We start from the raw sequence: 12322 nt of genomic DNA, 5'->3' as shown, positions 1-12322 counted from the left end.
ACGAAAGGACTGACCGTGGCTACCACGCGCTCCGCACACACCGTCTGGGAAGGCAACCTCCTCGAGGGGAGCGGTGTCGTCAACTTCGACTCCTCCGGTGCCATCGAGGCACAGCCGGTCACGTGGGCCTCGCGCTCCCAGGACGCCAACGGCAAGACCAGCCCCGAGGAGCTGATCGCCGCCGCGCACTCCAGCTGCTTCTCGATGGCGCTGTCGCACGCCCTGGACGGCGCGGGCACCCCGCCCACCAAGCTCGTCACCTCGGCCGACGTCTCCTTCCAGCCGGGTGAGGGCATCACCGGCATCCACCTCACCGTCGAGGGCACCGTGCCGGGCCTCGACGAGGACGGCTTCCTCGCCGCCGCCACCGACGCCAAGGCCAACTGCCCCGTCAGCCAGGCCCTGAAGGCCGTACCGATCACGCTGGACGCGAAGCTGGCCTGAACCCGAAGGCACCGTCTCGCGCAGGCCGCTCGTCCGGTGCGGTCTGCGCGCTGACGGACTCGGGGAGGAAAACCAGGGCGTGGGAAGGACGCGATGATTTCAGGGACAACGGCCGGCGGCACGGCGGAGCTCGACTCCGGGACCCGCCGATCCACCCGTGTTCTGGCGCTGTTCAGCCTCAGCGGCGCCCTGGACCCGCGAGAGCCCTCGCTCGGCAGCCTCGTCGACCGGTTCGAGTTCGGCCGCTTCGCCCTGCACCTGAAGTCGAGCGAGGCGGTGCTTCCCGTGCCGGTGCTCGTGCAGGACGTGGCGCCCGGGGAGCTGCGGCTGCCCCACGGCCACCACGGACTCGCCCTGGCGTCGGCCGAGTTCGCCGTTCTCGCCACCCCGCGCGGTGACATCACCCTGAGCCTGGACTGCGAGTTCGCCGGCCGGACAGAACCGAACGCCCTCTCCGCGTGGCTCGCCGACACCTGCTTCGACCGGGACCTGATCATGCTCGGCGACCGGCCGCTGCTGGACGTCCTGGGACAGTGGCTCGCACTCCGGGAGCCTCTCGCCTTCGGCCAGAACGTCCACCAACTCGTGTTCCCCGGCGGAGAGCTGCGCGAGGAGCTGCTCGGCGTCGACGCGGCCCGGCAGTCGCTCGTGCTGAACGAGATCGTGTACCGCGGCCGGATGGCCACCTCGGAACCGCCCAACCTCAGGAACCACGGCACCACGCTCTCCGCGCACGGCCGCGGTGTCTCCGTCCACACCGGCTGGGCCGAGCACGTGGAGAACGGTCTGACCCTGGTCGCCATCGGCATGGTCTCGGCGCTCGCCGTCCTCCAGCGCACGCGACTGGCCGCCTTCGAGACGATGCGAGCGAACGAACAGGCCTCGGCGAGCTCCCCGTACGAGATCCGCTCGCTGATCTCACAGCTGTCCGCGGGCGTCAACGAGCTCCAGCTCGACCTGGCCTTCGGGGTGGAGGCGTACGTCGACAGCCTGCTGATCCCGGAGATGGTCATGGAGGCCTTCCAGTCCTCTCTGCGGGACGCGCTCGGCATCCGCGACAGCCTGGACAACTCCGCTCGCATGGTGGAGCGGCTGACCTCGGTGATCAGTGCCCGCTCGGCGGCCCTGGACGCGGAGCTCTCGGAGCGCGACGACCGCCGGGACCGTACGGTGTCCGTGCTGGTCGCGATCGCCACCCTGATCGCCCTGCCGCCGACGTTGCTGCTCGCGTTCTTCGGTGCCAACGCCACGACCGTGAACTCCCACCGCTCCATCTTCGACGCGCGGTACCTCCCGGCGTACCTCCTGGCCTGGGTTCCTTTCCTGGTGCTCGCCGTGATCGGATACGTCCGGATCATCCGCAGCGGCAGACGCTCCGGCTCCCTTCTCGCCCCGGCCACCCCGGTCCCCGCCCAGCGCCCACCGTCCGGAAGCTGACCGCCGTATGCCACACCGTCCCGCCGTCTGCGCCCACCGGGGCGGATCCGAGCGTGCCGCCGCCGCGACCTGGGAGGCCTACGAGGACGCGCTCCGGTCCGGGGCGGAGTACGTCGAGTTCGACATCCGGCGTACGGCGGACGGGGTCCTCGTCGTCCACCACGACGCCCGGGTGGGGCCGGACGGGCCGCCGCTGGCCGGGATCCCGTATGCCGAGCTCAGCGAGCGCGCCGGACATCCCGTGCCGGTCGTCGACGACGTCATGTCCCTGATCGCGGGGCGGATGGTGGGCCACCTGGACCTGAAGGAGACCGGCTACGAGCGCGAGCTGATCGACCGGGCGGTGGCCCTGCTCGGTGAGGACGGCTTCGTCGCCACCACCCTGGAGGACCGTTCCGTCGCGGCCGTCACGCGGGCCTTCCCGAGGGTGCGCACCGCGCTGTCGCTGGGGCGGGACGGCAAGGAGATCGCCCGCTCCCGGCTGGCCGGGGTCCGGCTCAGCGAGCTCCTGCCGATGCGCCGGGTGCGCGCCTGCGGTGCGAGCGGGGTGGCCGTGCACCAGCGGCTGGCCCGCGCCAACGTGCTCCGGGAGGCGTCCCGCCACGACCTGTTCACCATGGTCTGGACGGTCAACGACGACACCCTGATGCGGGCCTTCCTCGGCCACCCCCGGGTGGACGTCCTGATCACCGACCGGCCGAGGCGGGCCGTCGCGCTGCGCGGGGAACCGCACGAGGTGCGTTCGCCGGGGTACTCGTCCCACTGAGCAGGGCCGTCCGCACCATTGACAAGAGCGCACTCAAGTTTTGTGCTGGAGTGCGGGAAGGCTCCCTGGCGGAACTCCGTGGCGACACTCCTGGTGGAAGGGGACAGCGATGGGACGTGCGGTCGGGATCGATCTCGGGACCACGAACTCGGTGGTGGCCGTACTGGAGGGCGGTGAACCCACGGTTGTCGCCAACGCGGAAGGGGCCAGGACCACACCGTCGGTCGTGGCCTTCGCCAAGAACGGCGAGGTGCTGGTGGGCGAGGTCGCCAAGCGGCAGGCCGTGACGAACGTCGAGCGCACCGCGCGCTCCGTGAAGCGGCACATGGGCGACGGGAGCTGGCGCTTCCCGGACCAGGGCGACATCGACGGCACCCGGTACCGGGCGCAGGAGCTGTCGGCGCGGGTCCTGCAGAAGCTGAAGCGGGACGCCGAGTCCTATCTCGGCGAGGACGTCACCGACGCCGTGATCACGGTGCCCGCCTACTTCGACGACACCCAGCGCCAGGCCACCAAGGAGGCCGGGGAGATCGCCGGCCTCAAGGTGCTGAGGATCATCAACGAGCCCACGGCGGCGGCGCTGGCGTACGGCCTCGACCGGGGCGAGGAGCAGACGGTCCTGGTCTTCGACCTGGGCGGCGGCACCTTCGACGTGTCCCTGCTGGAGATCGGCGACGGCGTCATCGAGGTCAAGGCGACCAACGGCGACACGCATCTGGGCGGCGACGACTGGGATCACCGGATCGTGGAGCACCTGGTCAAACGCTTCAAGGGGCAGTACGGCATCGACCTCGGCAACGACAAGATGGCGCTGCAGCGGCTGCGCGAGGGGGCCGAGAAGGCGAAGATCGAGCTGTCGTCGTCCTCCGAGACCACGATCAACCTGCCCTACATCACCGCCTCCGCCGAAGGACCCCTGCACCTCGACGAGAAGCTGACCCGCGCGCAGTTCCAGGAGCTCACCGCGGATCTGCTCGACCGCTGCAAGACGCCCTTCCACCAGGCGGTCAAGGACGCGGGCATCAAGCTCTCCGCGGTGGACCACGTGATCCTCGTCGGCGGCTCGACGCGGATGCCCGCGGTGACCGACCTGGTCAAGGAGCTCACGGGCAAGGACCCGCACAAGGGGGTCAACCCCGACGAGGTCGTGGCGGTCGGGGCGGCGCTCCAGGCGGGTGTCATCCGCGGCGACGTGAAGGACGTGCTGCTGCTCGACGTGACGCCGCTGTCCCTGGGGATCGAGACCAAGGGCGGCATCATGACGAAGCTCATCGAACGCAACACCACGATCCCCACCCGCCGTTCGGAGATCTTCACGACGGCCACCGACAACCAGCCCTCGGTGGGCATCCAGGTCTACCAGGGCGAGCGCGAGATCGCCGCGTACAACAAGAAGCTCGGTGTCTTCGACCTCACGGGCCTGCCGCCGGCTCCGCGCGGTGTTCCCCAGATCGAGGTGGCGTTCGACATCGACGCGAACGGGATCATGCACGTCTCGGCGAAGGACCTCGCGACCGGGCGCGAGCAGAAGATGACGGTGACGGGCGGCTCGGCGCTCCCGAAGGACGACATCGACCGCATGATGCGGGAGGCCGAGCAGTACGCCGAGGAGGACCGCAACCGCCGCGAGGCCGCCGAGACCCGCAACCAGGCCGAGCAACTCGTCTACCAGACCGAGAAGTTCGTCCGCGAGAACGGCGACAAGGTTCCTGAGGAGACGAAGGCGGAGGTCGAGTCGGCGGTCTCCGAACTGAAGCGGCTCCTGGAGGAGGACGCCGACACCGACACCCTCCGGGGCGGCGTCGAGAAGCTCGCCTCCGTCAGCCAGAAGATGGGCCAGGCGATGTACGCCCAGGCCCAGCAGCAGCCTCCGCATGACGAACCGGGCTCCTCGCGGCAGGAGGAGGAGGGTGTGGTCGACGCGGAGATCGTGGACGACGACAAGGACCAGAAGGGCGGGGCCGCCTGACGCTCCGTCAGGCCGACCTCCGTCTCACAGCGTGGCGCACACGGCGTCCAGGACCGTCGCGTACGGCGTGCCGAAGTCGGTGAGCCGGGAGCGCAGGTGCTCCAGACCGTCGCGGTGCCCGGTGAGCAGGCCGAGGTCCCCGGTGCGGGCCGCGAGCTCCAGCACGGCAGGGAGGAAGTCGGGCAGCTCCTCGCCGGTGAGCTCCAGACCGGCGGCCCGGTAGACCTCCTGGAAGCGGACCAGGGACATCCCAAGCTGCCGGGTGTCCCCGTCCTGCCACCGGCTCAGATGCAGACTGTGCCGGTCCGTGGCGTCGAAGACCCGCACGTAGTGCGCCGCCAGCTCCTGCGCGGGCGTCACCGCCGCGTGGTCGACGAACTCCCGCAGCTGCGGGGCCGCCTCGCGCAGCAGCGGCAGCCGCGCGCGGAAGTCGTCGTCGGGATACGTCAGGCAGAGCGCCGCCGCCTGGTACAGCACTGCGTCCGAGGGCATCAGACCTCCTCCGCGTCGTCGTGTCGGTCACGTGCGCTGCCTCCGCCGGCCCGCGGCTCGCTTCGAACCTAGGGCGAGGCGCGGGAGCGCACCCGTTCACGGCACCCGTCCGGGTCAGACCTTGCGGGCGACCCCCGAGTACACCGGCACGATGCCCTCCGCCTGGGCCGCCACGTCCTCGGGGCCCGGGCGCCAGCCCGACACCGGGATCACCCCGGGGCCGAGCAGCTCCAGGCCGTCGAAGAAGCGGGAGAACTCGGCGAGCGAACGGGGGAAGAAGGGGGTGCCGCTGCGGCGGAACTGCTCGGCGGCCTTCTCGATGGCCGCGGGGCTCAGATCGGGCGTGACCTGGGAGAGGATCACGAAGCTGCCCGGGGCGAGCTCGGCGACGTACCGCTCGAGCAGCCCGTACGCCTCGTCGTCCAGGTAGTGGGTGAGCGCCACCAGGGACAGCGCGATCGGCTGCGAGAAGTCCAGAGTCTCCGCGGCCAGCCGCAGGATGGTGTCCGGGTGGCGGACGTCGGCGTGGACGTAGTTCGTGGCGCCCTCGGGGGTGCTGTGCAGGAGGGCCTGCGCGTGCCTGAGGACGATCGGGTCGTTGTCCGCGTACACGACCTTCGACTCCGGGGCGACCTCCTGCGCCACCTGGTGCAGGTTGGGCTCGGTGGGGATGCCGGTGCCGATGTCCAGGAACTGGCGGATCCCGGCCTCCGCGGCCGTCCGCACCGCCCGGTGCATGAAACGCCGGTTGGCGCGTGCCCCGCGCACCACCGTGCCGTCCACGGCGAGGATCCGGCGGGCCAGCTCCTCGTCCACCGGGTAGTTGTCCTTGCCGCCCAGCCACCAGTCGTACACCCGGGCCGGGTGCGGCCTGCTGGTGTCGATGGCGGGGGCGGCGGCGTCGGATCCGGTCATGCGGTGTCTTCTCCCCTGTGGTGAGACCCTGTGGCGTCGTGCTTCCCGCTCAGAAGTCCTCGCGGCGCTCCCGCAGCAGCTTCTTCGTGCGCTCGGCCGAGGCGGCCCGCGCCGACATGTGGTCCAGGACCTCCAGGTGCGTGGCGACCTCCTGGCGGGAGTCGAGATACAGCGCACCGGTCAGGTACTCGGTGAAGACCAGGTCGGGCAGCTCCGGCTCGGTGAAGCGGAACAGCGAGAAGGGCGCGTACGTCCCCGGGTGCGGGCCCTCCTCGAACTCGCACACCTGGAGCGTGACCCGGTCCCGCTCGGCGAACTCCAGGAGTTTGTCCAGCTGTTCGCGCATCACCTCGGAGCGGATGCTCACCGGGCGGCGCAGCACCGTCTCGTCCATGATCGCCCACAGATGGGGCGCGTTCGGGCGCTCCAGCAGTCGCTGCCGGGCCAGGCGCAGCGACACATGCCGCTCCACCGACTCAGGACCCCTCTGCCCGATCGTCCCGGCCTCCATGACGGCACGCGCGTAGGCCTCGGTCTGGAGCAGTCCGGGCACGAAATGCGGCTCGTAGGAGCGGATGATCCCGGCCGCGCCCTCCAGGCTCACGTACAGGCTGAACCACTCGGGCAGCACGTCGTGGAACCGTTGCCACCAGCCCGGTCTGTTCGCCTCCTCGGCCAGCTGGACGAACGTCTCGACCTGCTCCACGGGCACCCCGTACGTCTCCAGAAGCACCTGGACATACGGGATCTTCAGGGCGACCTCGGCCATTTCCATCCGCCGTACGGTCGCGGGGGCCACCCGCAGTACCTGCGCGGCCTCCTCACGCTTGAGGCCGGCCGCCTCCCGCAGTTCCTGAAGCCGTCTGCCGAGCACCACCTGGCCCACGGTCGGCGCAGGTCGCCGCTCACTCACGCCACGCCTCCCCTACGCGTCGAAGCTTGCGTGCAGTGTGCCATGTTCCCGAGCCGGTCTCACCGGTCACGACCGCTTCCTTCCTTACCTCCCGCGTAATCGACCGGGGGCCCGGCGGCCGGGATCGTGGTGGGCACGGGTTCCGGGCCGGCGCACTCCGGTCCGGGGCCCGCTGTCCGCTTCCTCGTTCCGACCTCGACGTTCCGACCTCGACGGAGGGTGATTCATCATGTCCGCGACCCAGCTCGCCGTGCTCGCCCGCACCTCGGACCCGCACACCATGCTGCGCCGCTTCCTCGCCCTGGACGCGGCGGTGACCGGCGCGAACGGTCTCGTGTACCTCCTCGGGTCCGGACCGGTCGGCCGGTTCCTGGGCATCGACTCCGGGCTGCTGCTCGGACTGGGTGCCTTCCTCGTGGCCTACGGCGTCGGCGTGGGCGTCCTCGCCTCGCGCAGTCGTCCGCGGGCACTCGCCGTGAGTGTCGTGGTCGAGGCCAACCTGCTGTGGGCCGCGGTGAGTTGTGCCGCCCCCGGGCTGTGGCTGTCGCCGAGCACGGCCGGTGCGGTGTGGACCGTGCTGCAGGCGATCACCGTCGCCGGGTTCGCACTGCTCCAGTACGCCGCGTCGAAGGCCCGTCAGGGCAGCAGTGCGTGAAGGTACTTGGCCGTCGCCGGGTCGGCTGGGAGAAACGTCTCGATGGCCAGCTCGGAGACGGTCACGTCCATGGGGGTGTTGAAGGTGGACGTGGACGAGATGAACGACAGGGTCCGCCCCTCGTGCTCGATCCGCATCGGCAGCGCGAAGTACGGTACCGACTCCGGCTCTTCGAGGCGGTCCTCGGTCCCGGAGACCGTCACCGGGTACGCCGCCACCTCCTCGTACAGTGCCCGCAGCGACTCCGAGCGGCGCAGGGCGATCTGCCGCCGCATCTGCTCCAGCAGATGGCCGCGCCACTCCCGCAGGTTGCGGATGCGCGGGGCGAGACCCTTTGGGTGCAGGGTGAGCCGCATGGTGTTGAGCGGGGGCTGGAGCAGGGACTCCGGGATGCCGTCGAGCAGCATCATGATGCCCCGGTTCGCGGCCACGACGTGGTACGCGGCGTCGAACACCAGGGCCGGGTAGGGCTCGTACCCCTGGATGAGCCGCTCGATCCCCTCGCGCACGGCGCCCAGGGCCGGATCGTCCAGCGGGGTCTCCGGGAAGCGCGGGGCGTAACCGGCCGCGAGCAGCAGCGCGTTGCGCTCCCGCACCGGGACGTCCAGATGCTCGGCGAGCCGGAGCACCATCTCCTCGCTCGGCCGGGAGCGACCGGTCTCGACGAAGCTGATGTGCCGGGCACTGGAGTCCGCCCGCAGGGCCAACTCCAGCTGGCTGAGCCGCCGTTGCTCCCGCCAGGCGCGCAGGAGGGGTCCGACGCCCTGGTCGGCGGGGGAGGCTGCGGCGGAGGGGACGGTCGTCATACGTACGACCGTAGTCGAGGAGCGGGTGGACGAGCGGGCCGTGGAGGGGCGACGAAGGTGTCCGGCAGGCCGAGGCCGGGGAGCCCGGACCGTCGCGCTCGCCGGTGACCTTATGGGCGCAGGTGTCCCCGGCTGACCACCGGGAACCCTTCTGACCAGGGCCGCAGCGGCTCAGCTGTGGGACGCTGAAGACATTCCGACCCCCAGGAAGGAGCGAGGCCATGCCCGTCGAACCCCTGTCGCAGAAGGAGATCGAGGACCGGCTCGCGGAGCTGCCGGGCTGGTCCGTCGCCGACGGCCGGCTCACCCGCTCGTACCGCCTCGGCACCCACTTCGCCGCCACGGCGATGGTCGTCCACGTCGCCCAGGTCCAGGAGGAGCTCGACCACCACTCCGACCTCACCCTCGGCTACAACACGGTGGCGCTGTCCGTGCACACGCACAGCGCGGGCGGCGCCCTCACAGAGAAGGACTTCCAGCTCGCGCAGCGGGTGGAGGCGCTCGCCGCCGGTCACGGAGCCCAGTGAGCCCGTGCTCGACTACGACAAGGAGGCCGGCGCCTACGACATCACCCGCGGCGGCGAGCCCAGGGCCGCCGCGGCCGCCGACGCCGTGCTCGGCCTGATCCCGCCGGACACCCGGCGCCTCCTCGACGTGGGCTGCGGCACCGGGATCGTCACCCGCAGGCTCGCCGCCGCCCGGCCCGCGGCCCGGGTCACGGGCGCCGACCTGACGTACGGCATGGCCCGCATGGCCGCCGTACGGCTGCCCGGTGCGATCGTGCTCGCCGACGGCCGGGCGCTGCCGTTCCCCGACGCGGTGTTCGACGCCGTCACCAGCGTGTGGCTGCTGCACCTCCTGGACCGGCCCGAGGACGTGCGGACCGTGGTCGCCGAGTGTGCCCGGGTCCTGAGGCCGGGCGGGGGGTACGTCACCACCGTCGACAAGGCCGCCGCCCATGACGTGGGCAGCGACATCGACGCCGTCCTCGCCCCGCGCCCGCGCCGCCCGGCCCCGGACGCGGCACCGCTCGTCGAGTCGTACGCCGCCGCCCACCTCCTGCGTCCGGCAGGCCAGGCCCGCTTCCCGGGCCGCGGTCAGGGCCGCAGTCCCCGGCACACCGCCGCCGACCTGCGGCGCGGCTGGTTCACCCGGCTGCCGCCCGGCGACCCGCTCACCGAACGGTTCGCCGAGCGCTTGGAGAAGCTCCCGGACCAGGAACTCCCGCGCCCCGACCCGGTGTTCAGCGTCCGGTCGTTCCGGAAGGCCGGCTGAAGTCCATGGTCCAGTTGGTCACCCAGGTGAGGAGTTCACCCGGCCAGGGGATTTCGACCTGGCCGCATACTGGACGGCCTACCAGCGGGACTTTTTCGACCGGCTGTACCGGGGCGAGGCGGTCGTGCGGGTGGCGCCGGGCGTACGGCTGCCGAGGGCGGTCCACGAGTGCGTCGACTCCGACGGCTGGACCCTCGCCCGGGTCCCCATCGAGTCCCTCGGGCACGCACAGGGCGAGTTCCTGCGCCTGGGCGCCGACATCGAGGTGCTGGAACCCGCCGAGCTGCGCGCACGGATGGCGCGAACGATCTCCGAACTGGCCGAAAGATACGGCAACTCGGCTTCCCCGTGCGGCGACTGAGGGGGTGGAACCCGTCCGCCCGCACAGCTACGGAGGTTCACCCGTGCAGCACCCGCACCCCCGCCCGCACCGCAGACGCCGAGCCGTCCTCTCGGCGGTGACCGGCGCCGCGGCCCTCGTGGCCGCCGGACTCACCGTCCTGACCCCCGGCTCCGCCGAGGCCGCCACCGCCCGCCAGGTCGAGAAGCTCGACCGGGGCGTCGTCAGCGTCCACACCGCCAGCGGCAACCTGGTCAGCTGGCGCTGGCTCGGCACCGACCCCAACGACGTGTCCTTCAACGTCTACCGCGCCGGCACCAAGGTCAACTCGGCCCCGGTCACCGGCTCCACGAACTGGTTCCACTCCGGCGCGCCCGCCGAGGCCGACTACACGGTCCGCGCGGTCGTCGGCGGTGTCGAGCAGGCCGACTCGGTGCACGCGGTCCAACTCCGCACCGGCTACAAGGACGTGCCCATCAGCCCGCCGGCCGGCGGCACGACCCCCGACGGCGTCGCCTACACCTACGAGGCCAACGACGCGTCCGTCGCCGACCTCGACGGCGACGGGGCACTGGACTTCGTCCTCAAGTGGCAGCCGACCAACGCCAAGGACAACTCCCAGTCCGGCTACACCGGCAACACGATCCTGGACGGCGTCAAGCTCGACGGCACCCGGCTGTGGCGGATCGACCTGGGCCGCAACATCCGTTCCGGCGCGCACTACACGCAGTTCCAGGCGTACGACTACGACGGCGACGGCAAGGCCGAGGTCGCGATGAAGACGGCGGACGGCACGGTCGACGGCACGGGCGCGGTGATCGGCAGCTCGTCGGCCGACCACCGCAACTCCAGCGGCTATGTCCTCTCCGGCCCCGAGTACCTGACGATGTTCAACGGGCAGACCGGCAAGGCGATGCAGAGCGTCGACTACGTCCCGGCGCGCGGCACGGTGTCGTCGTGGGGCGACTCGTACGGCAACCGGGTCGACCGCTTCCTCGCGGGGACGGCGTACCTGGACGGGACGCGTCCCTCCCTCGTCATGGCCCGCGGCTACTACACCCGTACGGTGATCGCGGCCTGGGACTGGCGAGGCGGTGCCTTCACCCGCCGCTGGACCTTCGACACCAACTCCTCGACCAACAGCGGCAAGGGCTACGACGGCCAGGGCTCGCACAGCCTGTCCGTCGGGGACGTGGACGGGGACGGCAAGGACGAGATCGTCTACGGGGCGATGGCGGTCGACGACAACGGCAACGGGCTGTGGACGACGAAGACCGGGCACGGCGACGCCCAGCACCTCGGCGACCTCGACCCCTCCCACGCGGGCCTGGAGTACTTCAAGGTCTCCGAGTCGTCGTCCCAGCCGGCGGAGCTGTACATCAACCCGGCGAACGGCACCGTGAACTGGAAACTGGCCGCGTGCTGCGACAACGGCCGTGGCGTGGCCGGTGACATCTGGGCGGGCAACGACGGGGCCGAGGTCTGGTCGGCCTCCGACACCTCGATCCGCGACGAGGCCGGTGCCACCAAGGGCCGCGAACCGTCCTCGGTGAACTTCCTGTCCTGGTGGGACGGCGACACGGTCCGTGAACTCCTCGACGGCACCCATATCGACAAGTACGGCACCTCCTCGGACACCCGCCTCCTGACCGGAGCGTCGGTCCACTCCAACAACGGCACCAAGGCGACCCCGTCGCTGTCCGGCGACATCCTCGGCGACTGGCGCGAGGAGGTCGTCTGGCCGACGTCGGACAACAAGGCGCTGCGGATCTACTCGACCCCGATCGAGACGTCGACGAAGATCACGACCCTGCTCCACGACACGATGTACCGCACCGGCCTGGCCTGGCAGAACACCGCTTACAACCAGCCCCCGCACCCGAGCTTCTTCCTCGGCAACGGGATGGCGACGGCGCCTCGGCCGACGGTGTACACGCCGTGACCGAGGGTGGATGCGTGCGCCTCGGGGGAGCACGCACCCACCTGGGCGGCTAGCTGAAGCCGCCGCTGAAATCGCTGTTGAGCCGCGCGGAACAGATGGTGTAGCCGCCCTTGGCCCGGCCCTTCTTCGTCTCGCCGTCGATGGTGACCGAGCACTGGACGTCCCCGCCGCCCATGAGCTCGGCGGTCACCTGGTAGTAGAGGGCGCCGTCGTCGACGCTCAGTGTCTTCTCCATCGGCAGCCCCTTGCCCTGGAGGTTGGTGCCATCGCTGCCGTAGGTGATGTCGACGCCCGCGGGCGCGGAGCCCCACACCTTGAACACCGCCTTGCCGCTGGGGGCGGTGTCGGCGCTGTCGGCCGTGTCCGCC

The 12322-nt window shown here is 71.1% G+C and carries 14 protein-coding genes; 9 read left to right on the top strand and 5 right to left on the bottom strand.

The window, feature by feature from the left end:
- Positions 1-15: 15 nt before the first annotated feature.
- The 4 genes from D1369_RS06840 (at position 16) to dnaK (ending at position 4616) form a co-directional block, all read left to right on the top strand.
- Complete coding sequence (locus tag D1369_RS06840; RefSeq protein WP_007385889.1) at positions 16-444, top strand: OsmC family protein; 429 nt, start codon at positions 16-18, stop codon at positions 442-444.
- A 93-nt stretch (positions 445-537) separates the two neighbouring features.
- Positions 538-1881, top strand: coding sequence for a hypothetical protein (locus D1369_RS06835; RefSeq protein WP_007385890.1), 1344 nt, complete (start codon positions 538-540; stop codon positions 1879-1881).
- 7 nt (positions 1882-1888) lie between these two features.
- On the top strand, positions 1889-2647 hold the full coding sequence (locus tag D1369_RS06830; RefSeq protein WP_118082333.1) for a glycerophosphodiester phosphodiesterase family protein: 759 nt from the start codon (positions 1889-1891) through the stop codon (positions 2645-2647).
- A 109-nt stretch (positions 2648-2756) separates the two neighbouring features.
- Positions 2757-4616 (top strand): molecular chaperone DnaK, encoded by a 1860-nt coding sequence (dnaK, locus tag D1369_RS06825; protein ID WP_007385891.1) that lies wholly within the window; start codon positions 2757-2759, stop codon positions 4614-4616.
- 24 nt (positions 4617-4640) lie between these two features.
- On the opposite strand, the gene narJ is transcribed toward dnaK, so the two are convergent.
- From narJ to D1369_RS06810, 3 genes are all read right to left on the bottom strand, one after another.
- Positions 4641-5108, bottom strand: coding sequence for a nitrate reductase molybdenum cofactor assembly chaperone (narJ, locus tag D1369_RS06820; RefSeq protein ID WP_037901976.1), 468 nt, complete (start codon positions 5106-5108; stop codon positions 4641-4643).
- A 114-nt stretch (positions 5109-5222) separates the two neighbouring features.
- Positions 5223-6023: an SAM-dependent methyltransferase gene (locus D1369_RS06815; RefSeq protein WP_007385893.1), complete on the bottom strand. Its 801-nt coding sequence runs from the start codon at positions 6021-6023 to the stop codon at positions 5223-5225.
- A gap of 49 nt (positions 6024-6072) precedes the next feature.
- Positions 6073-6936, bottom strand: a complete 864-nt coding sequence (locus D1369_RS06810; protein ID WP_007385894.1) for a helix-turn-helix transcriptional regulator — start codon at positions 6934-6936, stop codon at positions 6073-6075.
- Positions 6937-7165: 229 nt separating this feature from the next.
- On the opposite strand from D1369_RS06810, the gene D1369_RS06805 reads away from it, so the two are divergent.
- Positions 7166-7591, top strand: coding sequence for a hypothetical protein (locus D1369_RS06805; protein WP_007385895.1), 426 nt, complete (start codon positions 7166-7168; stop codon positions 7589-7591).
- On the opposite strand, the gene D1369_RS06800 is transcribed toward D1369_RS06805, so the two are convergent.
- On the bottom strand, positions 7573-8397 hold the full coding sequence (locus D1369_RS06800) for a helix-turn-helix transcriptional regulator (RefSeq protein ID WP_007385896.1): 825 nt from the start codon (positions 8395-8397) through the stop codon (positions 7573-7575). The two genes, D1369_RS06805 and D1369_RS06800, sit on opposite strands and share 19 nt — an antisense overlap.
- Before the next feature lie 221 nt (positions 8398-8618).
- Here D1369_RS06800 and D1369_RS06795 point away from each other — a divergent pair, with 221 nt between their 5' ends.
- The 4 genes from D1369_RS06795 to D1369_RS06780 are packed head-to-tail and all read left to right on the top strand — an operon-like array spanning position 8619 to position 11954.
- Entirely contained in the window at positions 8619-8924 is a 306-nt protein-coding gene (locus tag D1369_RS06795) for a 4a-hydroxytetrahydrobiopterin dehydratase (RefSeq protein WP_118082332.1), read from the top strand.
- Positions 8925-8928: 4 nt separating this feature from the next.
- Complete coding sequence (locus D1369_RS06790; protein ID WP_118082331.1) at positions 8929-9672, top strand: class I SAM-dependent methyltransferase; 744 nt, start codon at positions 8929-8931, stop codon at positions 9670-9672.
- 58 nt (positions 9673-9730) lie between these two features.
- Positions 9731-10033 carry a WYL domain-containing protein gene (locus tag D1369_RS06785; RefSeq protein WP_342364946.1) on the top strand — a complete coding sequence of 101 codons (303 nt, stop codon included), beginning with the start codon at positions 9731-9733 and terminating at the stop codon, positions 10031-10033.
- A 43-nt stretch (positions 10034-10076) separates the two neighbouring features.
- Positions 10077-11954: a rhamnogalacturonan lyase gene (locus D1369_RS06780; protein ID WP_007385899.1), complete on the top strand. Its 1878-nt coding sequence runs from the start codon at positions 10077-10079 to the stop codon at positions 11952-11954.
- A gap of 49 nt (positions 11955-12003) precedes the next feature.
- Here the strand turns inward: D1369_RS06780 and D1369_RS06775 are convergent, their stop codons facing one another.
- On the bottom strand, positions 12004-12276 hold the full coding sequence (locus D1369_RS06775; protein WP_007385900.1) for a hypothetical protein: 273 nt from the start codon (positions 12274-12276) through the stop codon (positions 12004-12006).
- Positions 12277-12322 lie beyond the last annotated feature (46 nt).

It is taken from the genome of Streptomyces sp. CC0208, from assembly GCF_003443735.1.
Classification (GTDB): domain Bacteria; phylum Actinomycetota; class Actinomycetes; order Streptomycetales; family Streptomycetaceae; genus Streptomyces; species Streptomyces sviceus.
The sequence above is the reverse complement of the archived record's forward strand: the minus strand, read 5'-3'. Positions and strand labels throughout refer to the sequence as shown.

What these genes read in the sequence shown, in the direction of transcription:
- D1369_RS06800 (WP_007385896.1), bottom strand. Translation starts at nt 8,397, where the DNA reads ATGACGACCGTCCCCTCCGCCGCAGCCTCCCCCGCCGACCAGGGCGTC.
- narJ (WP_037901976.1), bottom strand. Translation starts at nt 5,108, where the DNA reads ATGCCCTCGGACGCAGTGCTGTACCAGGCGGCGGCGCTCTGCCTGACG.
- D1369_RS06815 (WP_007385893.1), bottom strand. Translation starts at nt 6,023, where the DNA reads ATGACCGGATCCGACGCCGCCGCCCCCGCCATCGACACCAGCAGGCCG.
- D1369_RS06805 (WP_007385895.1), top strand. Translation starts at nt 7,166, where the DNA reads ATGTCCGCGACCCAGCTCGCCGTGCTCGCCCGCACCTCGGACCCGCAC.
- D1369_RS06830 (WP_118082333.1), top strand. Translation starts at nt 1,889, where the DNA reads ATGCCACACCGTCCCGCCGTCTGCGCCCACCGGGGCGGATCCGAGCGT.
- D1369_RS06795 (WP_118082332.1), top strand. Translation starts at nt 8,619, where the DNA reads ATGCCCGTCGAACCCCTGTCGCAGAAGGAGATCGAGGACCGGCTCGCG.
- D1369_RS06835 (WP_007385890.1), top strand. Translation starts at nt 538, where the DNA reads ATGATTTCAGGGACAACGGCCGGCGGCACGGCGGAGCTCGACTCCGGG.
- dnaK (WP_007385891.1), top strand. Translation starts at nt 2,757, where the DNA reads ATGGGACGTGCGGTCGGGATCGATCTCGGGACCACGAACTCGGTGGTG.